Source organism: Streptoalloteichus hindustanus, assembly GCF_900129375.1.
Lineage (GTDB): Bacteria > Actinomycetota > Actinomycetes > Mycobacteriales > Pseudonocardiaceae > Streptoalloteichus > Streptoalloteichus hindustanus.
The window spans coordinates 102735-125658 of record NZ_FQVN01000014.1 but is presented as its reverse complement, the minus strand read 5'-3'; the positions used below and the strand labels follow the sequence as shown (position 1 = coordinate 125658).

Sequence of the window (22924 nt, the reverse complement as noted above, 5' to 3'; positions counted from 1 at the left end):
GAACCGGGACGACCGAGGCGACAGCGCTCCGCCCTCGCATCCACAATGGACAGTTGGAGGGCGGAGCCGCGTTCTCAGCTCGTCTGGTGCTCGGTGGTGCGCGCCGGAGCGAGCATGAGGGAGGCCGTCACGACCACAGCCGCGATCATCGCGACGGCGAGCCAGAAGGCGAGCTGGATCGCGTCGAGCGAGGCGGTGACCGGTGCGGCGTTGGCCCGCGTTCCCGTGGCGAAGGTGTGGAAGAACGCGCTGCCGAGGACGGCGACCCCGAGGGTGCCGCCGAACTGCTGGACGGCGTTGAGCAGACCAGCGGCGGAGCCGGTCTCGTGAGGCCGGACTCGTGACAGGGCCGTGGTGAAGAAGGGAACCGTGAACAGTCCGTTCCCCACACCGCTCACGGCCAGTGCCGCGACCAGGGGCCACCGGATGGCCACCGGGTCGGACATGCCGTAGACGGCGATGGCCGAGACCAGGCCGACGAGCAGGGCGACGAGGCCGGCGAACATGACTTTGGCTCCGTGGCGCGGAACCAGCCGCGTGCCCGCGACCCAGGACGCGAGGGCCATGCCGCAGGACCACGGCAGCAACGTCATCCCCGCGACGAGGACGTCGCTGCCCATGCCGAGCTGCACCTGCGTCACGATCACCACCGAAAGCCCGGTGGTGGCGGCGAAGAACAGGGTCGAGGTCGTGAGCGCTGCCGGGAAACCGCGGTCGCGGAACAGGCTCGGCTCGACCAGCGGGTCGTGTCCGCGCCGCGCCCGCCGCCGCTGGTGCAGTCCGAACCCGACCAGGACGCCGAGGCCGGCGAGCAGCGCCGCCCAGGTCCACAGTGGCCAGCCCAGGGTGTCGCCCTGGATCAGGGGGTACACGACCAGCCCGGTCCCGAGCACCACCAGGGCCGTGCCGGGAAGGTCGGCGCGCGGCGGGCGGACGGCCCGGTCCTCGCGCAGGAACGGGACGAGGGCGAGCACGACCACGGCGAGCGGGACGTTGACCAGGAACGCGGCGCGCCACGATGAGCCGAACAGGTCGGCGTGGGTGAGCACCGCGCCGAGCACCGGCCCGCAGATCGCGGCCAGGCCCATGACGGGGCCGATGCTGCCCATGGCCCTGGCGAGGTCGGGCCCGTCGAACATGGCGCGGATGAGCCCGATCGTCTGCGGGATGACCAATGCCGACGCCGCGCCCTGCACCGCCCGCGCGACGGTCAGCATGTCGGCGGTGGCGGAGAGCCCGCAGACCACCGACGCGAGCGCGAACCCGGCGACGCCGACGGCGAACACCCGCCGGCGGCCGAGTCGGTCGCCGAGCCGGCCGCCGTTGACCAGGAGCACCGCGAACGGCAGCGTGTAGGCGGCGGCGAACCACTGGATGTCGGACTCGGCGCCGCCGAGGTCCGCGTGGATCACGGGCGCGGCGACCGTGACGATCGTGGCGTCCAACAGGTTCATCGCCTCGGCGACCAACAGCGCGGCCAGGGCGACCCACCGCCAACGGTGGTGCGCCGCGACGGAGGTCCTCTCCTGCAACAACATCGCTCTCCCTCGTGTCCGGAGTGGCCGGTTCCGCGGGGGAGAGTGACTGCCAGGAGGGCACTGTCTCCATTCGGAGGGCGTGATGTGATGCTTTGTTCCTCCTGAGCCGTCCTGGTGAGAAAATGTGCTCATGCTGGACGAGCTGGACCGTGGTCTGATCCACGCGCTGCACATCGACGGCCGCGCGCCGTTCAGTCGCGTCGCCGAGGTGCTCGGAGTGTCCACGCAGACGGTGACGCGCCGCTACCGACGGCTGCGCGCGGAGCTGGGGTTGCGGGTGGTCGGCCTCCTCGACCCGGCCCAGACGAACGAGACGCAGTGGATGGTCCGGCTCACCACCACTCCGGCCACGGCGCAGTCCCTGGCCCACTCCCTGGCCCGGCGGCCCGACACCTCCTGGGTCAAGCTGACCTCGGGCGGCACCGAGATCTTCGCCATCGTCCACCCCGGACCGGGCGCGGAGCCGTCGAGTTCGCTTCTGTTGCACGACATTCCCCGCCGCAGCGGCATCACGGCGGTGTCCGCGCACTGCCTGCTCCACACCTATCTGGGCGGCCCCACCGCGTGGCCCGGCCGCCTCCGCGCGCTCAGCGACGAGCAGCGGGACCGGTTGCGGGCGGATCTCCCGACGCCGGGCGCGGCCGCGCCGCCGTTGACCCGTGCCGACCACGATCTGGTCGACCTGCTCCGGCACGACGGCCGAGCCAGCTACGCGGACCTCGCGGCGGCCACCGGCTGGTCGCAGGCCACCGTGGCGCGTCGCCTGGCGGACCTGCGCGCCCGCGAGGTCGTCTTCTTCGACGTCGAGGTCGACAGCGCCGCCTTCGGCGTCACGACGCAGGCCCTGCTGTGGATGCGCATCGCACCGGCGCACCTGGACCACGTCGCGTCCGTCCTCGCCACGCACCACGAACTCGCCGCGGTGGTGGCCACCACCGGGACCACCAACCTGCTGGCGCAGGCACTGTGCACGGACCCGGCGGACCTGCACCGCTATCTCACGCGCAGGCTGGGCGCGCTCGACGAGATCCTCGCCATCGAGACCGCCCCGGTGCTGCACACGCTCAAGGCTTCCGGCCACCTCACCCCCGTCGCCCGGCTCTCGACGCGATCCCGGTGACGGCGCACCACCCCGGGTCGGCGGTCCTCCGGCGCGGTCGCTCCCCGATCTGGTCCACTGGGCGGATGATCACGACTGATCGACTGTTGAGCGCGCAGGACGACCTCCAGGCCGAGGCGGAGGAGGTCAGCGCCGCACTGGGGTTGGCGGCGCTGCTGGGCGAGATCGGCGACCCGGTGCGCGTGGGCAGCGCCGCCCTGGGTCTGATGGTGCGGCGGGACCTGGACGTCACCGTGGTCTGCCGGAAGCTGGACGCCGCCACCACGACCGCGGTCGCCCAGGCCGGCGCGCAGCTCGCCGTACGCCAGGACGTGCAGGAGGTGCGGTTCCGCGACGACACCGGGCACTGGAACACCGACCCGAAATACCCCGACGGTCTCTACCTCGGGGTGCGCCACCGCACCTCGCGACACCACGACTGGACCCTGGACATCTGGTTCGTGGACGAGCCCGAGCGCCAGCCCGACCTCGCCCACCTCGCATCGCTGCCCCCGCGGCTGACGGCCGACGCGCGCGTCGCGATCCTGCTGATCAAGCAGGCGCTGGCGGGTGGCGCCGGCGGTCCCTCCCCCGTCCCGAGCTACGAGGTCTACCGGGCGGTGCTCGACGACGGGGTCCGCGGCGTCGACGAGTTCGAGAAGTGGCTCGCCACACAGCACGGCTGAGCGCGTCGAGGGGGAGGTGAGCGGGCCGCCCCTCCCCCTCTCTCGCACAGAGACGGGCGAAAGCCCTCGCACGGTGCGAACACCACTTGGCCATGTATGTCTACTGTGGAGGGAAAAGAGCGGGGGCCACGTTCTCCACCCGCTGCGCGGTACTACCCGAGGACGGGAAACCCGGGCGTGCTCTTGACTGTCTTCATGGTGAACTGCGAGTTGGTGCGCGCCACACCGGGAAGCTGGGTGAGTCTGGCCATGTACAGGCGCTCGTAGGCGTCGAGGTCGGCCACCGCGATCCACAGCAGGTAGTCGGGGTGGCCGAACATGCGTTGGCAGTGCACCACTTCGTCGAGCTCCCGGACCTGGGCCTCGAACGCCTCGATCGTGGACCGGTCCTGGATCGCCATCTCGACGTGCAGCAGCACGGGGAAGCCCCGGCCGACGGCGCCCGGGTCGACGGCCGCGTGGTAGCCGGTGATCACGTGGTCGGCTTCGAGCTGGCGGACCCGGCGCAGGCACGGCGACGGGGACAGGCCCACCCGGGCGGCCAGCTCGGTGTTCGGCAACCGCCCGTCGGCCATCAGGTGCGCGAGAATTGCCCGATCGGTCTTGTCCATGGCACGGAATGCTAGGAAAGGCCGGTTTCGCGGCCGATCTTGGCATCGCGTGCGCCGGGATCGTGGCTACTGTGCGCAGATCCCATGATCCACCTCACCGCGGAGGTCGCGATGCGCACCGATCTGGTGCTGGGCCTGGACGAGGACGACCGCGCGACGGCCGGCCGGCTGCTCACCGAGTTCCTCGACAGCTACGAGCGTTCCCTGTCCGACCGCCCCCTGGTTCCCGACGTGGACCGGGCGGCGTTGGCATCCCTGTTGGAGAACCCGTTCCCCGACAAGGGAATCGGGGTCGAGGGGCTGTTCCGCGAGATCAACGGAACGATCGTGCCGAACTCGACGGCGGTGGCCCACCCGCGTTTCCTCGCCTACGTCCTCGGTCCGCCCAACGGCATCGCCCCTCACGCGGAGGCGATCGCCGCCGCCCTGAACCAGAACTGCAACTTCTGGCAGCTCTCCCCCGCCGCGAGCGTGGTCGAGCGCGCCGTGGTCACCTGGCTCTCCGGACTGTTCGGCTACGGCGAGGAAGCAGGGGGCATCCTGACCGGAGGCGGTTCGATCGCCACGCTCAACGCCCTGACCACCGCGCTGCACGCGCGCCGGCCGGACTTCCGCCGGCGCGGACTCCAGACCTCGGACCCCCAGCTCGTGGTCTACACCTCCACGGAGGCGCACCGGTGCGTGGACAAGGCCGCGGCGATTCTGGGCATAGGACTGGACAACGTGCGCCACATCCCCACCGACGACCAGTACCGCATGCGCGTCGACGCGCTGGAAGAAGCGATCCTGGCTGACCGCGCGGCCGGGCTGGAACCGTTCTGCGTGGTGGCCACGCCGGGAACGGTCACCACCGGCTCCATCGACCCGATCGACCCGATCGCCGACGTGTGCACGCGCTACGGGCTGTGGCTGCACCTCGACGGCGCCTACGGAGCCCTGTTCGTCCTGTCCGACCGGGTGCGCGACGCGTTCGAGTCCGCGGCCCGCGCGGACTCCATCGCCCTGGACCCGCACAAGCTGCTCTTCGCGCCGTTGGAGGCGGGGTGCCTGCTGGTGCGCGACCGCGCCGACCTCACCAGGGCCTACGCGTTCCACTCCTCGTACCTCACGGTCGAGGAGGACGACCTGATGGTCGACTACATGGACCACGGTCCCCAGCTCTCCCGGAGTTTCAGGGCGTTCAAGGTGTGGAGCGCCCTGCGGGCCTTTGGGGTCGACGCCTTCCGGTCGGCGATCGACCACACCCTCGACCTCGCCCGGCACCTGGCGGACCGCGTCGCGGCGGAGCCGGACCTGGAGCTCCTGGCGCCGACCCCGCTGACGGCCGTCTGCTTCCGGATCAGGAACGCCACCGAGGCCGACCACGGCGCCGCTCTCGCCACCCTCGTCGCCGAGGGCACCGCGCTGCTCGGACCCGCCCGCGTCGGCGGAAGGCACGGCATCCGCGCCTGCGTCACCAACTACCGCACGACGCGCGCGGACATCGACCTGGTCGTGGACCGGTTGGCGGCGATCGCCGGGGACTTCCGCCTCAGGTCCACTGTGGACTAGTCGGGGCGGTCGGCGGCGGACGCCGGCCGGGTGGCGTTGATGATCGAGGTGAGCAGGCCGGGGAACCGGCGCTCCAGGTCCTCGTGACGCAGGCGGCTCGGCCGGCTGTTGCCGTCGATCCGGGTCGAGACCACGCCGCTCTCCCGCAGCACCTTCAGGTGGTGCGAGACCGTGGAGACCTTGACCGGCACGTCGAGCGAGGTGCAGGTGGCCTCGCCGACCGCGGCCAGCAGCGCGACGATCTGCCGCCGCACGGGGTCGGCCAGGGCCTGGAGCACCGCCCCGACGTCCAGGTCGGCCGGGTCCGGCTGCGGCAGCCAGGTGGAACCCGGGTCGTTCATCGCACCGACTCCTCCGACGGCCACCGTCTCCGTGGCCACCGCCTTCGTGACCAACGCCTTCGTGGTCACCGCCTCCGCGGACACCGCCACTCTACGGACACCGCCTCTTACGATACACGTCGAACATCTACTACGATCCGCGTCGTAATGTTCGATGATCATCGGAAGGTCGGCATGACCAGTCTCTCCACCACTGCCCCCACCCGGTGGCGACCGCACGCCGCCGTGCTGGCCGTCGGCACCTTCGCGATGGGGACGGACGCGTTCGTGATCGCCGGCGTCCTCCCGGACATCGCCGGCGAGCTGGGCATCGGCGTGGGCGCGGCGGGCCAGCTCGTGTCCGTGTTCTCCCTCGCCTACGCGCTGCTGGCCCCGGTCCTCGCCGCGCTCACCGCGAGCTGGCCCCGCCGCCGGGTCCTCGTCACCGCGCTGGTCGTCTTCGCCGTGGGCAACGTGGTCACCGCGCTCGCCCCCGGCTACCTGCCCGTGCTGGCCTCGCGCGTCGTGGCGGCGGCCGGCGCGGCCCTCTACACGGCCAACGCCAGCGCGACGGCGGCCGCGCTGGCCGGGGAAGCCCAACGCGGGCGGGCGATCGCGGTCGTCATGCTCGGCGTGACCTCGTCGCTGGTGCTCGGCGCGCCGCTGGGCACCGCCATCGGCACCGCGTGGGGCTGGCGCTCCACGATGTGGTTCGTCACCGCGCTCGCGCTGGTGGCCGCGCCCTTCATCGCCCTGCGCCTGCCCGAGATCGCGCAGGGCCCGGCCGCGCGACTGCGCCAGCGCCTGGCGCCCCTGGCCGACCGCGGAGTGCTCCGCGTCCTGGTCACCACGGTGGTGGCGTTCGTCGGGATCTACATCCCGTACACCTACCTCAGCGCGATCTTCGAGCCGGCCACGGGCGGGAGCGGTGACCGGTTGGCCCTGTTGATCCTGCTGTTCGGGATCGCGGGCACGGTGGGCAACCTGGTGGCCGGCCAGCTCGCCGACCGGCTCGGCGCCCGGCGGGTGGTCGTGTCCGCCACGCTGCTGCTCACCCTGGTGTTCCTGGCCATGCCGTTCCTGCGCGCGGCCTTCGTGCCCGCCCTGCTCGTCGTGCTGGTCTCGGGGGTGTTCTCATTCGGGGTCACCACACCCCAGCAGCACCAGATCATCGCGCGGGCTCCGGGGGCGCAGTCCCTGGTCATCTCGCTGTACCAGTCCGCGCTCTACCTGGCGATCTCGCTGGCCAGCGTGCTCGGCGCCGCCGGGCTCGGCGTCGCCGACGCCCTCTGGCTCCCCGTCCTCGCCGCCGTGTTCACCTTCCTGGCCGCGGCGCTGACCTGGCTGGACCGGCGGAGCCGACAGGTCGCGTCCGACCACTAGCCCCTCGCGAGCCTCAGCAGCCGGCCAGGGTGGACCACACCCTCGCCGGCTGCTGATCCGTGCCACGCGCCGACCCGGCTCGGCTCCGCTCGCTCAGGTGAGCTGGATGCCGACCACGCAGGTGTCGTCGTCGGTGTCGGACGGGCTGTGCGTCAGCAGGTGGTCGAGGCGTTCTTCCAGCGGTGCGGCGGATTCCGCGGCCGTGGTCCGCAGCCAGGCGATGCAGTCGTCCAGCGGGAGCCCCCGGCGTTCGACGAGACCGTCGGTGTAGAGCAGCAGGACGTCGTCGTGCTCCAGCTGGATCTCGCCTTCCTCGTACTCGGACTCGGCGCACACGCCCAACATCACGCCGGAGAGCAACCGCAGGCTCGTCGCGCGGCGCCCGCGAACCAGGATCGGGGGCAGGTGTCCCGCGCGGGCCCAGCGAAGAACACGGGTTCGCGGGTCGTAGAGGGCGCAGACCGCCGTGGCGAGGATGTTGTCGTTGAGGTGGTGGGCCACCAGATTGAGCCAGCTCAGCAGTTGGCCTGGGCTCGCACCCGTCACCGCCAGACCGCGCAGAGCGTTGCGCAGCACCACCATTCTGGTGGCGCCCTCCAGCCCGTGTCCGGTGATGTCGCCGACCGAGACCAGGACCTGTTGGGAGGGGAGGACAACGGCGTCGTACCAGTCGCCGCCGACGAGGTGCTCCTGTTCGGCGGGGCGGTAGCGCACGGCGATGCGCAGCCCGAAGGCGTCGATGGGCGGCTGCGCCGGCGGCATGATCGCCTGCTGGAGCTGGAGGGCGAGCCGGTTCTGCTCGGCGACGCGCTGCTCGGTGTGCGCGAGCTGGTCGCGGGTGGCCGACAACGCCACCTCGGTCCAGTGCTGGGCCGAGATGTCCTGGTACGCGCCGCGAATCAGGAGCAGGTGCCCGTCCCGGTCCAGCATCGGCTCGGCGATGACCCGGATGTGCCGGGTGACGCCGTCCGAGCGCCGCAGCCGGAAGGTCGTGGACGCGGCGCGGCCGTGGTGGAGCACGGTGCGCAGGAACCGGTTGATCGGCACCGCGTCGTCGGGGTGGGCGTGCGCGGCCAACCTGGTCAACGGCACGGGATCGGCGGTGGGCTCCAGTCCGTAGAGCGCGAACAGCGGGTCGTTCCAGGTGATCTCGCCGGTGGCGGTGTTCTCCTCGAACCCGCCGATGCGCCCGAGGCGCTGGGCGTGCTGGAGCAGGTTGGCCAGCCGGGCGGTCTCGTCCTCGACCCGCCACACCAGCAGCACGTTCTCGCCGTGCCGGCTGACGCCGACCATCGCGACCACCGTCAACGGCACCTGGTCGACCAGGGTGACCAGGGGCATGCGCTCGGCGTGGAACGCCTCCCCCGTGGCGTACACCCGCTCGATCTTCTCGAAGAGCTGGCCCGGGGTCGCCGCCGACGGGTACGCCTCCAGCAGCGGCGCGCCGAGCACGGCTCCCCGAGGACGGCCGGCCAGGTCCACGAAGTGGCTGTTGACGTGGTGGACGCGGAAGTCCACCAGCTCGCCGTCGTCGTCCAGCAGGGGACGCAGCACCAGGGCGGGGTCGAGCAGCCCTTCGGCCAGGTTGACCAGTTCGGACAACGCCCGGTCGGCGCCGACCGCCTCCGGCGCGCCCACGCCGCCGGTTTCCAACGTGTGCGCGCAGAGTTCGGCCAGTGCCTCGACCTGCCGCTGGATCTGCGGCGGCTGCGGCGGAAGCTCCTGCGGCCAGCAGATCTCCAGCGCGCCCAGGACCCGACCGCCGGCGCCGGCGGGGACCACCACCCGGCCGCCGGGCAGCGTGCGGTGGCCGATCGAGGGCAGCCCCGACCGGGACAGGTCCTCGATCCACAGTGGAGCGCGATCGACGAGGGCCTGACGCGCCGGTGTCGCCACACCCGGCGGCACGTAGTGCCACCGCCGGGCCTCCTCCTCGGCGATGCCGGCGAACCCGGCCAACGACAACGAGGAGTCGATCCCCGCCGACCACACCGCCACCGCGACGGCGCCCAGCGGGGCCAGCGCGTGGTCCAACAGCGACTGGGCCACGCGCTGGGTGTCGCTCGCCGCCAGGACAGCGCTCTCCGCCGTGCGCAGCCGCACCGCGGGCGAGGGCGCGTGCTCGTCGCCGACCTCCTCCGGGCGCCCGACCTCCTCCAGGCGCCCGGAGTCGGCCAGGAACCGGCCGGTGGCCGCGGTGAGCCGGTCCTGCGCGGCCTGGCCGACCAGTTCCGCGGCCAGTTCGAGCTCGACGAGGCCGGCCCTGGCCGCCAGGTCGCCGAGCTGCCGCGCGGCGTCGGCCGGGCTGCACCGCAGGCGTTCGACCAGGACACCCTTGGCCATCTCGATCAGCGCCCGCCCGTCGGCCTCCGCGTTCGCCTGCCGCACCTGGTCGCGCAGACGCTCCACAGTGGCCGCCAACCGGTTCCACCCGTGCGGCGGCTCGCCGTCGTCGGGACGCCCGGCGGAGAACAGCCGGGCGTCCCGCACGAGTTCCGGGGGTTCGGTGGAGTCGAACACAGCCGCTCCTTGTCGGTCAGTCCGGTGCTGGCCCTGACGGGGTTACCCGTTCAGCCAGCGCTGAACGCACGCGACGAGGTTGTCCGCGTCGACGGGCTTGGTGACGTAGTCGTTGGCGCCGGCGGCCAGGCTCTTGTCCCGGTCGCCCGGCATCGCCTTGGCCGTCACCGCGATGATGGGCAGTTCGGCGTGCTGCGGCATGGCGCGGATGGTCGTGGTGGCGGTATACCCGTCCATCTCCGGCATCATCACGTCCATCAGGATCAGGTCGACCTCGGAGTGCGCCGCCAGCGCGTCGATCCCCTCCCTGCCGTTCTCCGCGTGCAGGACGTGCGCGCCGTGCAGCTCCAGGATGCTGCTGAGCGCGAACAGGTTGCGCGCGTCGTCGTCCACGATCAGGACCGTCCGTCCGTTGAGGACGCCGTTCGCGGACGAGGTCGTCTCCGGCGCCGGTTCCGCCGCGCGCACCAGGGGGAGCACGTCCCCGGGGGCCTCCGCGGTGAGGTGCAGGGCGACCCGCTCCCGCAGTTCGTCCAAACTGGACAGCAACTCCAACGGCCGGCGCTCGGCCCTGGCGCGCAGCCGCCGCTCCTGGTCCCTGGCGAGCCGCTGGTTGCTGTGCGCCAGCACCGGAACCGTGCGCAGCGCCGGATCTCCGTCCATCGCCTCCAGGAACCGGTGCGCGGCCCCGCCCGGCATGTCCAGCTCCAGCACCACGCAGTGGTACGACTCCGCCGCCATGGCCGCCGCCGCCTCCTCGGCGCCGACGGCGGTCACCACCTGCACCGGACCGCGCGGATCGTGGTTGCCGGCCAGGTCGGCCACCGCGCTCTCGGCCACGAGCGACAGCAGACCGCGGGGCCGCTCCTCGACCACCAGCAGCCGCCGGTGGGCGGGAGCCGGCGGCGGGCCGTGGTTGCCCGCGGCGACGCCGTTCTCCGCGCCCCGGTCCATCGCCTCCCGCACGCCGGCGGGCAGCGCCGAGGTGGACGCCTCCTGGAAGTCGGGCCGGGCCACCGGCAGGTGGAGGGTGAAGGTGCTGCCGCTGCCCACCGTGCTCTCGGCCAGGATCGCGCCGCCGAGCAGGTAGGCGATCTCCCTGCTGATCGACAGCCCCAGCCCGGTCCCGCCGTACTTGCGGCTGGTGGTCCCGTCGGCCTGCTGGAACGCGCCGAAGATGGACTCCAGCTGGTGCTCGGCGATCCCGATGCCGGTGTCGGTCACCCGGAACGCGATGGCCGCCCCGTGGTGGCGCACCGAGGCGGGCAGCTCCGCGGGGTCGGCCTGCTCGATGCGCAGCTCGACGCTGCCCCGCTCGGTGAACTTGACCGCGTTGGACAGCAGGTTGCGCAGCACCTGCCGCAGCCGGGAGCCGTCGGTGAGCAGCTCGCCGGGCACGCCGGGCGCGGTGGTGACCCGGAAGCCGAGGCTCTTCTGGCTCGTCAACGGGCGGAAGGTCGCCTCGACGTAGTCGAGGAGCTGCCGCAGCGACACCCGCTCCGGCGTGATGTCCATCTTGCCGGCCTCGACCTTGGACAGGTCCAGGATGTCGTTGATCAGCTGGAGCAGGTCCGAGCCCGCCGAGTGGATGATGCCCGCGTACTCGACCTGCTTGGGCGTGAGGTTGCGGGTCGGGTTCTGGGCCAGCAGCTGCGCCAGGATCAGCAGGCTGTTGAGCGGGGTGCGCAGTTCGTGGCTCATGTTCGCCAGGAACTCCGACTTGTACTTCGAGGCCAGCGAGAGCTGCTGGGCGCGCTGCTCCAGCTCCTGCCGCGCCTGCTCGATCTCCAGGTTCTTGGTCTCGATGTCCCGGTTCTGGGTGACCAGCAGCGCCGCCTTCTCCTCCAGCTCGGCGTTGGAGCGCTGCAGCTCCTCCTGCCGGATCTGGAGCTCCTCGGACCGGGCCCGCAGCTCCGCGGCCAGCCGCTGCGACTCGGCCAGCAGCTCGTCGGTGCGGGCGTTGGCGCGGATCGTGTTGACGTTGACCCCGATCAGCTCCATGAGCTGTGCGAGGAAGTCGCGGTGCACCGCGGTGAACCGGTGCACCGAGGCCAGCTCGATGACGCCGAGCACCTGCTCCTCGACCACGATCGGCAGCACGACCAGGCTCCTGGGCGCGGTGCTGCCGAGCCCGGAGGAGATTCGCACGTAGTCGCCGGGCACCTCGTCGACGGCGATGACCCGGCGGCCGCGCGCCGCCTGCCCGACCAGCGACTGGCCGAACGCGAGCTGGGCCGGCCCGGACGGCACGCCGCCGGCCTCGGGGTGGCCGTAGGAGCCGACCATGCGCAGCAACGGGCGCTCGGCGGCCTCGTCGACCAGGTAGAACGCGCCGTACTGGGCGGACACCAGCGGGGCCAGCTCGTCCATGACCAGCTCGGCGACGACCGCGAGGTCCCGCTGTCCCTGCATCAGCCCGGAGATGCGGGCCAGGTTGGACTTCAGCCAGTCCTGCTCGCGGTTGGCCTTGGTGGTCTCGCGCAGCGACTCCACCATCGAGTTGATGTTGTCCTTGAGCTCGGAGACCTCGCCGGAGGCCTCCACGGTGATCGACCGGGTCAGGTCGCCCTCGGCGACCGCGCTGGTCACCTCCGCGATGGCCCGCACCTGCCTGGTCAGGTTGCCGGCCAGCTCGTTGACGTTCTCGGTGAGCCGCTTCCAGGTGCCCGAGACGCCCTCGACCTCGGCCTGCCCGCCGAGCTTGCCCTCGGTGCCCACCTCGCGGGCGACCCGGGTGACCTCGGAGGCGAACGCCGAGAGGCGGTCCACCATCGTGTTGATCGTCGTCTTCAGTTCGAGGATCTCGCCGCGGGCGTCGACGTCGATCTTCTTCGACAGGTCGCCCCGCGCGACGGCGGTGGTGACCTGGGCGATGTTGCGGACCTGGTTGGTCAGGTTGTTCGCCATCGAGTTGACGTTGTCGGTGAGGTCCTTCCACGTGCCGGCCACGTTGGGCACCCGCGCCTGGCCGCCGAGCATCCCCTCCGTGCCCACCTCGCGGGCCACTCTGGTGACCTCGTCGGCGAACGCCGACAGGGTGTCCACCATCGTGTTGATCACCTCGGCCAGGGCGGCCACCTCGCCCTTGGCCTCCACCGTGCTCTTCTGGCTGAGGTCGCCCCGCGCCACGGCGGCGGCGACCTGGGCGATCGACCGCACCTGGCTGGTCAGGTTCGAGGCCATCACGTTGACGTTGTCGGTGAGGTCCTTCCACGTGCCCGAGACCCCGCGCACGGTGGCCTGGCCGCCCAGGTTGCCCTCGGTGCCCACGTCGCGGGCGACCCTGGTCACCTCGTCGGCGAACGCCGAGAGCTGGTCGACCATCGTGTTGATGGTCTCCTTCAGCTCCAGGATCTCGCCCCTGGCGTCCACCCGGATCTTCTGGGTGAGGTCGCCGCGCGCGACCGCGGTGGTCACCTGGGCGATCGAGCGGACCTGCGCGGTGAGGTTGTCGGCCATCACGTTGACCGACTCGGTCAACGCCTTCCAGGTGCCGGAGACGCCCTTGACGTCGGCCTGACCACCCAACCGACCCTCGGTGCCCACCTCACGGGCGACCCGGGTGACCTCGTCGGCGAACGCGGACAGGGTGTCCACCATCGTGTTGATGGTGTCCTTGAGCTCCAGGATCTCACCGCGCGCCGTCACCGTGATCTTCTGCGACAGGTCCCCGCTGGCCACCGCCGTGGCCACCTGCGCGATCGAGCGGACCTGCGCGGTGAGGTTGCCCGCCATGGAGTTCACCGAGTCGGTCAGGGCGCGCCAGGTGCCGGAGACGCCCTTGACGTCGGCCTGACCACCCAACCGACCCTCGGTGCCCACCTCGCGGGCCACTCTGGTCACCTCGTCGGCGAACGCCGAGAGCTGGTCGACCATCGTGTTGATCGTGTTCTTCAGCTCCAGGATCTCGCCGCGCGCCGTCACCGTGACCTTCTGCGACAGGTCGCCGCGCGCGACCGCGGTGGCGACCTCCGCGATGTCGCGCACCTGACTGGTCAGGTTGCTGGCCATGGCGTTCACCGAGTCGGTGAGGTCGCCCCAGGTCCCGGACACCCCGGGCACCTCGGCCTGACCACCCAACCTGCCCTCGGTGCCCACCTCGCGGGCCACTCTGGTGACCTCCGACGTGAACAGCGACAACTGGTCGACCATGCCGTTGAACACGGTCGCGATCTCGCCGAGCAGCCCGTCGCCGTCGTCGGGGAGCCGGATGCCGAAGTCCCCGTCCCGGACGGCGGTCAGCCCGGCGAGCAACTGGCGCAGCTCCGGCTGGTCGACGGCGGGCCCGGGCTCCTCGGCCCGACCGCTCCCCGCCGAACGACCAACGCCGACCTTGGTGTCGCTCACGTCCACCTCGTTCTGCTGGAGTCACCGCTTACCCGGTCAGGTGCCATCCGTCCGGGCGCGCCGTCGCCATATCGCGCTCACGTTACACAGGCGGCGGGTCCGCCCGGAGAACACCGGCGACCAGCGGTGATCAGTCGGCTACTGGGCCGGATGGCGGACACCGACCGCCCGCGCGCTCCTCGGCCGACGCTCCACAGCCGTTGCTCCGCGCTGAGCTCAGTCTGACCACCCCCGCCCTGATCGCCGTCCCACGCGCGCGGGCGCGCGGCTGCCAGTGCCAGTGGGCGTCTGGTGGGCGCGGAGCGCCCCGGCCAGCCGCAGAAGGTGCGTTCAGGACAATTCCGACGACGTGTCGGCCTTCCTCGCCGCATGCTGTCAGACACCTGTCTCGGGTTCCGCGCGACGAGTCGGCCGCCCCGAGCCGCGCGCCACGGCAAGCGCGGCCGCCCCAACGCCTGGATCTTCGTCTGGATCTTCGTCCGAGGCCGCCGCCGCACACGTGGGGTTGTCGGCACCTGACGATGTCGCCTCGCCCGCAGAGCCTGGGCCGAGCTCAACGTGCCACCCGGTTCCAAGCCGCGTCCGGAGTTCGCGCCCGCTCCCAGTTTCCTCCTACTGCTCCTGCCGACGTTGGTCAGTGGATTACCTTGTGCAGCAACAACTTCCGACACCCAGCACAGTCCGAGCACCGGTCCGGCTCGACGGAAGTCCTTTCATCCGGCGAACATCGTTCCCGGGGGCGTCGACGGGAAGAACCCGCACGCGGGTCGCCGTTGGTCCGAACCAGTGGACGCGCCGTCGGCGATCGGCCCAACCGCGACGCGGCCGAACCACTTCGGTGCGCCGGCACGCGGCGAACGGATTTTCTTGCGTACCCCTAATTAATTCCCCAACCGATGCTCCGCGTTGTCCGGGTAGCGCACAGTCGTCCGGCGTGACCCCCCCTGCAAGTCGCCTGACGGTCACGCGCCGAGTGGATCCGCTCCCTCGGCGAGGCAGATTGGGAGCCCCTGCATGTTCTCGCTCAGCTCACGTCTGAGAACGTCAGCGGCCGGCCTCACGGCCGCCGTCGCGGCGCTCGCCCTTGGCGCCGCCTGCCCACCCGCCGCGTCCGCGGCCGAGGGCACGATCCTCAACGCGAACACCCCCGACTCGGTCGCGGGCAGCTACCTCGTGCACTTCCGGCAGTCGGCCGCCCTGGGGGCGGCCGACATCACCGAGAGGGCGAACCAGCTCGCGGCCCGGCACGGCGGTCAACTGCGGCATGTCTACGACGCGGTGGGCGGTTTCGCCGTCGACATGAACGAGGCCGCGGCCAAGCGCCTCGCCGCCGAGCCGTCGGTCGAGTTCGTGGAGCAGGACAAGGTCGTCCGGGCGTCCGGCGAGCAGACCGACCCGGTCTGGGGTCTGGACCGGATCGACCAGCGGAACCTGCCGCTGGACAGGAAGTACACCTACCCGGACAACGCCGGCGCCGGGACCACCGTCTACGTCGTGGACACCGGCGTGGACGTCGAGCACCCGGAGTTCGAGGGCCGTGCCAAGCACGGGTACGACTTCATCGACGACGACGACGAGGCCGAGGACTGCCACGGCCACGGCACGCACGTCGCCGGCACGGTGGCGGGCGCGACCTACGGCGTGGCCAAGAAGGCCAACATCGTCGGCGTGCGCGTGCTGGACTGCTCGGGCTACAGCCGCGGCAGTTCTGTGGTGTCGGGCCTGAACTGGGTGGCGAAGAACGCCCAGAAGCCCGCCGTGGTCAACATGAGCCTGGGCGGCTCCGCCAACAGCTCGACCGACCGCGCCGTCCGTTCCCTGGTCAACGCCGGGGTCACCGTCGCGGTCGCCGCGGGCAACGAGAACCAGGACGCGTGCAACGTCTCGCCGGCGCGGGTGCGGGAGGCGATCACGGTCGCGGCCAGCGACTCCGCCGACAAGCGGTCGATCTGGCGGGCGCCGAACGTGGCGTCCAACTACGGCCGGTGCGTCGACCTGTTCGCGCCGGGCAGCAACATCCTCTCCGCCAAGCCCGGTGGCGGCACCGCGACGATGGGCGGCACCTCGATGGCCACCCCGCACGTGGCCGGCGCCGCCGCCCTGTACCTCGGCCAGCCAGGGAACTCGGCGAAGTCGCCGTCGGAGGTGGCCGACGCTCTCCTGTCCGCCTCGACGCCCGGCAAGATCCGCGACGTCAAGGGCTCGCCGAACAAGCTGCTCTACGTCGGTTTCCTCAACCAGGACGCGTGACCTCCCGGTGACCGGGCGAACCCGGTCACGGCCGACGCGGCGCCCGGCGTTCGCCGGCCCGTCGAATCCCCGGTGACCACCGGCGTCCCCGGCGGCGGCACCCCGCTCGGCGCCGCGTTCCGGCCAGCCCCCATGTGATCGCCCACCCCAGGCCCCGTCGGGACGTCGACACGGTCGACGCCCCGGCGGGGTCGTGGCGTACGACAGGACCCAGGAAAGGTTCTGTCATCGCGGCGGTGACTGCTGTTAGCCTGCTGCTCCTTCTGCCCGCGGTGACGCCACCCCCGCCGTGCCCGCGTCACCGCCCGTGTTCCTGGTCTCCGGTCCCGGGCAGCCGATGTCGGTGGTCCGGACAGACGGGATCGGACATACCGGACGCCCACGAGGTTGTGGAGTGTGACATGACGTTGGCGCACACGGACCCACGAACCTGCTCGCCTGTCCTGGTCGGCCGCGGCTCCCAGCTGTCCGCCCTGACGGCCGCGGTCGCCCAGCAACCCTCGGTGGTGCTCGTCAACGGCGAGGCCGGGATCGGAAAGACCAGGCTGCTGCGGGAGTTGTTGCGCGGACTGGACTCCACGCCGCTGCGGGTGCTCACCGGCAGTTGTCAACCGCTCCGCGAACCGTTCCCCTACGGCGCCGTTCTCGACGCGCTCCACACCGTGGGCGCCTGTCTGGACCGCCGTGCGCTCAGCCCGGTCGCCGGTGTCCTGCGCCCGCTGCTGCCCGAGATCGCCCACCACCTCCCGGACCTGCCCGAGTTCCCGGAGGACCCCCGGCACCGGCGGCACCAGATCTTCCGCGCGGTGCGGGAGGTCCTGTCGGTCCTCGGCCCGACCCTGCTGGTCGTGGAGGACCTGCACTGGGCCGACGACGGCTCACGGCAGTTGTTGCGGTTCCTCATGTCCGAGCCGCCGCCGAACCTGAGCGTGCTCGTGACCTACCGGCGGGAGGACACCCCCGGCGGGATGCCGCTGGGCTCCGCCTACCAGCCGCCGGCCGGCGTCGTCTCGCTGCTGCTCGAACTGCGGCCGCTGGAGGTGGAGGAGGTTTCCGAGCTGACGGCGGCGATCCTCGGTGTCCCGGCGGTGCCGTCCGACCTGGCCGCGCGGCTGCACGAGCGCACGGCCGGAATCCCGTTCGTCCTGGAGGAGACGCTGCGCGCGATGCGCGACCCGGTGGGCGGGGTGAGCACGGACACCTGCACGGCGCGGCGACTCCTGGACACCATCGAGGTTCCCGCGCTGCTGCGCGACGCCATGGCCGAACGCCTCAGCCGTCTTCCGGCCACCGGCCGGCGGGTCGCCCACGCGGCGGCGGTGTTGGGGGTGCCCGCGTCCGAGGAGCTCCTCGCCGAGGTGGGCGCGATGTCGTCCGAACGCGTGCGCCCGGCGATCATCCGCGCCCTGCGCGCCGGCGTGCTGTACGAAGTGGACGACGCCCGGTACGGATTCCGGCACGCGTTGGCGCAACAGGCCGTCTACGACACCCTGAGCGGGCCGGAACGCCGACGGCTGCACGTCCGGGCGTTCGAGGCGCTGTCCGGAGTGGACCCGGCCCCGCTGTTCCAGATCGCCGAGCACAGCCGGCGGGCTGGCATGCTCGACGAGTGGCTGCGCCACGGCGAGGCCGCGGCCGACCACGCGGCCGAGATGGGCGACTCCACGACCGCGACCCGGTTGTACCAGCGGCTGCTCGACGAGACGCCGCACGTGTCCGCTGTGGACCGTCTCGCGGTCAAGCTCGGACTCGTGGCGCGCCACGGGATGGACCAGCACGACCCGTGCGCGACCCTGGAACGCCTCCTCGGCGACGTCCGCCTGTCGCTCGCCGCGCGCGGCGAGGTGCGGCTGAACCTCGGCCTGCTGCTGATCCGCCAGGCCGGCAGCCTGCGCCGCGGGCTCGCGGAGATCCAGACGGCGGTCGAGGAACTCCGGGAGCGGCCGGACCTCGCCATGCACGGGCGCACCGTGCTGGCGCAGCCGTTCAACAGCACGTGGCCGCTGGACTGCCACCTCCGCTGGACGCGCCAGGTCGAGACGTTCCTCGGGGAGTGCGACGACGAGGCGCTGCGACTGTCCCTTCTGGCCAACCACCTGTCTGCCCGGCTGGGCGTCGGCGACCACACCGTGCTCGACGAGCTGAAGTTGCTGCCGGACAACTCCCCCGACGTGACCACCCGGCGGTACCTGGTGCGGGCGAACACCAACCTGGCCGACGCCTGCATGCTCACCGGCCACTTCACGCTCGCGCGGCGCCTGCTGGACAAGGGGATGCGCCTGTCGGTGGGCGCTGGCGTCCCGTTCATCGTCGGCACCGCGCAGTCGACGGAGGCGCGACTCGACTGGTACACCGGGAACTGGAGCGGTCTGCGGCGGCGGGTCACGCGGCTCGTCGAGGACTACCGCGAGCTCATCCCGGTGGCCGGCGAGCTGTCGCTCGTCCTCGGCTGTCTCGCGGCCGTGCGTGGCGAGTGGGACGCGGCCGAGCGGCACCTCGTCCACACCGGACTCCGCGATCCCGACAACGCCTTCGCTCCCGTCTTCCTGGGCGGCTTCGCCGCGCTGGTGCGGCTGCACGCGGTGCGGGACCAGGTCCCGGCGGCGTGCGCGGTGGCGGACAGGGGCGTCAGGGTGTTGCGGGACAAGGGTGTCTGGGCGTGGGCGGGGGAACTGGCCATGCCGGCGGTGGAGGTCTACTGCCGCGCCGGCCGGCAGGGCGACGCCGAGCGGCTGACCGAGGACCTGGCCGCGGGCCTCGTGGGCAGGACCGCGCCGCTGGCCACGGCGGCCCTGCTGGCGTGCCGGGCGATCCTCGCCCAGCACCGGCAGGACCGCGACGCGGTGGAGCTCCTCCACGAGGCGCGGGTGGCGGCGGACGACCTCTCCCTCGTGTACTACTCGGCGCTGTTGTCCGAGCGGATCGCCCTGACGAAGCTGGTCGGCGGCGAGGGCTGCGGAGCGGCCGAGCTCGCCGCGGTCGCGGACCGGTTCGACGCCATGGGCGCGAGCGTGGACGCGGCCCGGTGCCGGAAAGCGCTGCGGACGGGTGGAACGACCTCGTTCTCCCGTCGGGGCAGACGGAGCTACGGCAACTCCCTGTCCCCCAGGGAACAGGAGGTCGCGCAGCTTCTCCGGCAGGGCCACACGAACCGGGAGATAGCGGAGTTCCTGTTCCTCTCGCCGCGCACCGTCGAGCAGCACGTGGCCCGGATTCTCCGCAAGCTGGGCGCCAGGACGCGAGCGGACCTCGTCTCGCCGGCACGTCGTTGACCTCGAAAATCTTTATGGAGTCCGGCTCCGGCGTGACCAATAACTGCGTACCCGTATCTAACTCCGCAACCGTTGTGCCAACGCGCCGGAGAATCGGATAGTCGTCGTCGCGGTCGCCACGATTCCCCTGCCCCCCCGCGACCGCGACGTCGCCCCGCGCCCCCGCGCGGCGCACGAGGAACGGAGTTGGAATGTCGCAACACTTACGGGGTTCGTCGCTGTCTCGAAAAGTCCTCGGCGGCGCCGTGCTGGCCGCGCTCCTGCTCCCGCTGGGCGGCCTGGCCGCCCACGCGGAGCCGGAGGGGGCGGTGGTGCAGGCGAAGCAGCCGATCAAGGACAGCTACATCGTCGTGCTGCACGACGCGCGGTCGGAGGCCAAGCAGCCCGCGGTCCAGGCCGCCGCCACTGACCTGTCCCGCCGCTACGGCGGCCAGGTCAAGGCGACGTTCGAGCACACCCTGCGCGGCTTCGCGGTGCACGGCATGAGCGAGCAACAGGCACGCCGGATCGCGGCGGACCCCGCGGTGCGCAAGGTCTACCAGGACGGCACGACGACCGCGACCGGCGAGCAGAGCGACCCCACATGGGGACTGGACCGCGTGGACCAGCGGGACCTGCCGCTGGACAACCGGTACCGGTACAACAACGAGGCCGACGCGTCCACTGTGTACGTCGTCGACACCGGGATCATCAAGGACAACCCGGACTTCGAGGGCCGCGCGACCATCGCCGCCGACTTCCTCAAGGACGGCCAGAACGGCGTCGACTGCAACGGCCACGGCACGCACGTCGCGGGCACCGTCGCGAGCAAGACCTACGGTGTCGCGAAGAAGGCCAAGATCGTCGCGCTGCGCGTGTTGGACTGCCAGGGACGGGGACCGGACTCGGCCACCGTCGAGGCGATGGAGTGGATCGCCGCCAACGGCGTGCGCAACAGCGTCGTGAACATGAGCCTGGGCTTCGACCAGGCCGGTGTCGGGGACGAGGCGCTGAAGAACGCGACCGCCAAGGGCCACCTGTTCGTCGTGGCCGCCGGCAACGACAACAAGAACGCCTGCGACGTCAGCCCGGCCCGGGTCCCGGAGGCCGTCACGGTCGGCGGAACCGCCTACTCCAACGGCCGCGACGGGCGCTACTCGGGGTCCAACCACGGTTCCTGTGTGGACATCTCCGCGCCGGCGGTGAACGTCGAGTCGCTCGGCCTCAACAACGGCAGCACCGCCACCATGACCGGCACGTCGATGGCCACCCCGCACGTCGCGGGCGCGGCGGCGATGTACCGCGCGTGGCGGCCCGACGAGACGCCGCAGCAGGTGCACGACGCGCTGGCCGCCAACGCGACCAGCGGCAAGATCCCCAACCTGCCGGCGAACACGCCCGACAAGCTGCTCTACACCGGGTTCATCGGGTCCGGCGGCAACGGGTGTCCGCCCGCCACCAACGGGAAGGCCACGCCGATCCCCGACGCCGGTGACGCGATCGAGAGCCCGGTGACCGTCAGCTCCTGCGCGGGCAACGCCCCGGCGTCCACTTCGGTCAGCGTCGACATCAAGCACCCGTACCCGGCCGACCTGGCGATCGACCTCGTCACCCCGTCCGGGAAGGTGACCAACCTCAAGAAGGCCGGTGGGGTCGACGAGTCGGACGGCGTGCGCCGGACGTACACCGTGGACGTCTCGGCCGAGACCAGGAACGGCACCTGGAAGCTGCGGGTCGCCGACGTGCAGCGGTTCGACAGCGGCGTCCTGAACTCCTGGACCCTGACCCTCTGACGGCGCCTCCCCCGACCACGAAGGGCATGACATGACAGTGCGACGATTAGTCGCTGCCTGCGCCATCGCGCTCGCCGCGTCCTCGCTCACCACCCTCCACGCGGCCGCCGCCGACCCCGTCCGGCCGGTCAGCAAGGCGGCCATCCCCACCGACCAGCCGGAGCCCAGGGCCGGAACCCAGGTCGTCAACGGGGAACGGACCACCGTCAAGGAGCACCCCTCGGTCATCGCGGGCCTCCGGGTCGGCGGCGGCGGCCCACAGGGCCAGTCCTGCACGGCCTCGGTCGTCGGCAAGCGCAAGATCCTCACCGCGGCCCACTGCATGATCGACGTCGGCGGCGACAAGAGCTACGTCTACGGCGACGACGACCTGAACACCCCCGAGGGCGCGACGTTCCGGACCAAGGTGGCGTCGTACAAGGTCCACCCGAAGTACACCGGGTCGGGCAGCTGGAAGAACGGCTTCGACGTCGCGGTGATCACCACCGAGGACGACATCCCGGTGCCGGAGAGCCAGTGGGCCAAGGTCGCCGGCTCCGGGGACAGCGGGCTCACCGAGCCGGGCAAGACCGGTTTCGCGCTCGGCTACGGCCGCACGGCCGCGTCCGGCGGCACCTCCGGGGTCCTCTACAAGGCCACGATGCCGATCAACGACCCGGGCAACTGCCAGGTCTTCGACGTCAGCGTCAACGGCGAGTACATGGTGTGCGTCGGCTACGACGACGGCCGCATCGGGACGTGCTCCGGCGACAGCGGTGGACCGTACACCGTGGACGGTGTGGTGGTCGGCGTCGTCTCGTGGGGCGCGTCCAACTGCGACCGGTACAGCATCATGGCCCGGCTGACGAACGAGATGGGTGACTGGGCCAAGAAGGAGATCGGCGGGGGCGACCACCCCGGCGACGGCAAGTTCACCGTCGGCCTGACGCCGTCCTCCGGGAAGGTCGAGCCCGGCAAGCACGTCTCCACGACCCTGACCAGCAAGGCCGGCAAGCAGGGCGCGGAGAAGCTGGAGCTGTCCGCGTCCGGCCTGCCCGCCGGGGTCACCGCGACGTTCCAGCCGACGTCGATCAACTCCGGCGACACGGCGAAGCTGACCTTCGAGACGACCGCGAACACGCCCAAGGGCACGCACAAGATCTCCGTCGTCGCCGCGGGCGCCTCCGCGAAGCGCACCGTCGAGTACTCCCTGACGGTGGGCGACGGTGACACCACCGAGGGGCCGCGGCCCACCGTCGCGCCCGGCTCGGCGACGGTTCAGCGCGGCGGCATGGTCGAGGCGGAGGTGACGGTCACCGGCGGGAAGGGCGCCAGCCGGCTCAGCGCCAAGGGCCTGCAGTTCGCGCCGTCGTTCTTCCCGTCGAGCGTCGAGCCCGGTGGCACCTCGTCGATGTCCGTCTTCGCGCCGTTCAAGCCCGGCACGTACAAGGTGGTCATCACCGCGACCGACTCGGCTGGCAAGTCGGGCAGCGCGGAGTTCGTGCTCACCGTGAAGTGACGCCGAGACCGCGGTTCTCCACATAACGGTTCATCGGGCCGGTGGTGGTGGAAGTGGCAACACTTCCACCACCACCG

The 22924-nt window shown here is 71.7% G+C and carries 13 protein-coding genes; 8 read left to right on the top strand and 5 right to left on the bottom strand.

The genetic code is table 11. The features are described from left to right. Positions 1–74 precede the first annotated feature (74 nt). On the bottom strand, positions 75–1538 hold the full coding sequence (locus BUE43_RS29100) for an MFS transporter (RefSeq protein ID WP_073489470.1): 1464 nt from the start codon (positions 1536–1538) through the stop codon (positions 75–77). Positions 1539–1668: 130 nt separating this feature from the next. Between BUE43_RS29100 and BUE43_RS29095 the strand changes: the two genes are divergently transcribed. Both BUE43_RS29095 and BUE43_RS29090 read left to right on the top strand, forming a co-directional pair. Continuing rightward, the gene (locus BUE43_RS29095) at positions 1669–2658 is read left to right on the top strand and encodes an Lrp/AsnC family transcriptional regulator (protein WP_073489527.1); all 990 of its coding nucleotides are present in this window, start codon (positions 1669–1671) and stop codon (positions 2656–2658) included. A gap of 65 nt (positions 2659–2723) precedes the next feature. After that, the gene (locus BUE43_RS29090) at positions 2724–3323 is read left to right on the top strand and encodes a hypothetical protein (RefSeq protein ID WP_073489524.1); all 600 of its coding nucleotides are present in this window, start codon (positions 2724–2726) and stop codon (positions 3321–3323) included. A 152-nt stretch (positions 3324–3475) separates the two neighbouring features. On the opposite strand, the gene BUE43_RS29085 is transcribed toward BUE43_RS29090, so the two are convergent. Continuing rightward, positions 3476–3934, bottom strand: coding sequence for an Lrp/AsnC family transcriptional regulator (locus BUE43_RS29085; protein ID WP_073489468.1), 459 nt, complete (start codon positions 3932–3934; stop codon positions 3476–3478). An 84-nt stretch (positions 3935–4018) separates the two neighbouring features. On the opposite strand from BUE43_RS29085, the gene BUE43_RS29080 reads away from it, so the two are divergent. Continuing rightward, positions 4019–5485 (top strand): pyridoxal phosphate-dependent decarboxylase family protein, encoded by a 1467-nt coding sequence (locus BUE43_RS29080; protein ID WP_073489466.1) that lies wholly within the window; start codon positions 4019–4021, stop codon positions 5483–5485. Here BUE43_RS29080 and BUE43_RS29075 read toward each other — a convergent pair. Further along, positions 5482–5826 carry an ArsR/SmtB family transcription factor gene (locus tag BUE43_RS29075; RefSeq protein WP_073489522.1) on the bottom strand — a complete coding sequence of 115 codons (345 nt, stop codon included), beginning with the start codon at positions 5824–5826 and terminating at the stop codon, positions 5482–5484. The two genes, BUE43_RS29080 and BUE43_RS29075, sit on opposite strands and share 4 nt — an antisense overlap. A gap of 174 nt (positions 5827–6000) precedes the next feature. On the opposite strand from BUE43_RS29075, the gene BUE43_RS29070 reads away from it, so the two are divergent. Next, positions 6001–7188 carry an MFS transporter gene (locus BUE43_RS29070; RefSeq protein WP_073489464.1) on the top strand — a complete coding sequence of 396 codons (1188 nt, stop codon included), beginning with the start codon at positions 6001–6003 and terminating at the stop codon, positions 7186–7188. Between the two features lie 93 nt (positions 7189–7281). Here the strand turns inward: BUE43_RS29070 and BUE43_RS29065 are convergent, their stop codons facing one another. Further along, positions 7282–9708 carry a SpoIIE family protein phosphatase gene (locus tag BUE43_RS29065; RefSeq protein WP_073489461.1) on the bottom strand — a complete coding sequence of 809 codons (2427 nt, stop codon included), beginning with the start codon at positions 9706–9708 and terminating at the stop codon, positions 7282–7284. A 42-nt stretch (positions 9709–9750) separates the two neighbouring features. Continuing rightward, entirely contained in the window at positions 9751–13971 is a 4221-nt protein-coding gene (locus BUE43_RS29060) for a HAMP domain-containing protein (RefSeq protein ID WP_234995989.1), read from the bottom strand. A gap of 1098 nt (positions 13972–15069) precedes the next feature. On the opposite strand from BUE43_RS29060, the gene BUE43_RS29055 reads away from it, so the two are divergent. The 4 genes from BUE43_RS29055 (at position 15070) to BUE43_RS29040 (ending at position 22847) form a co-directional block, all read left to right on the top strand. Further along, positions 15070–16305: a S8 family peptidase gene (locus BUE43_RS29055; protein ID WP_073489459.1), complete on the top strand. Its 1236-nt coding sequence runs from the start codon at positions 15070–15072 to the stop codon at positions 16303–16305. A 401-nt stretch (positions 16306–16706) separates the two neighbouring features. After that, the gene (locus BUE43_RS29050) at positions 16707–19577 is read left to right on the top strand and encodes an ATP-binding protein (protein ID WP_073489456.1); all 2871 of its coding nucleotides are present in this window, start codon (positions 16707–16709) and stop codon (positions 19575–19577) included. 191 nt (positions 19578–19768) lie between these two features. Beyond that, positions 19769–21349, top strand: coding sequence for a S8 family peptidase (locus BUE43_RS29045; protein WP_234995987.1), 1581 nt, complete (start codon positions 19769–19771; stop codon positions 21347–21349). Positions 21350–21380: 31 nt separating this feature from the next. Beyond that, on the top strand, positions 21381–22847 hold the full coding sequence (locus BUE43_RS29040) for a trypsin-like serine protease (protein WP_073489454.1): 1467 nt from the start codon (positions 21381–21383) through the stop codon (positions 22845–22847). Positions 22848–22924 lie beyond the last annotated feature (77 nt).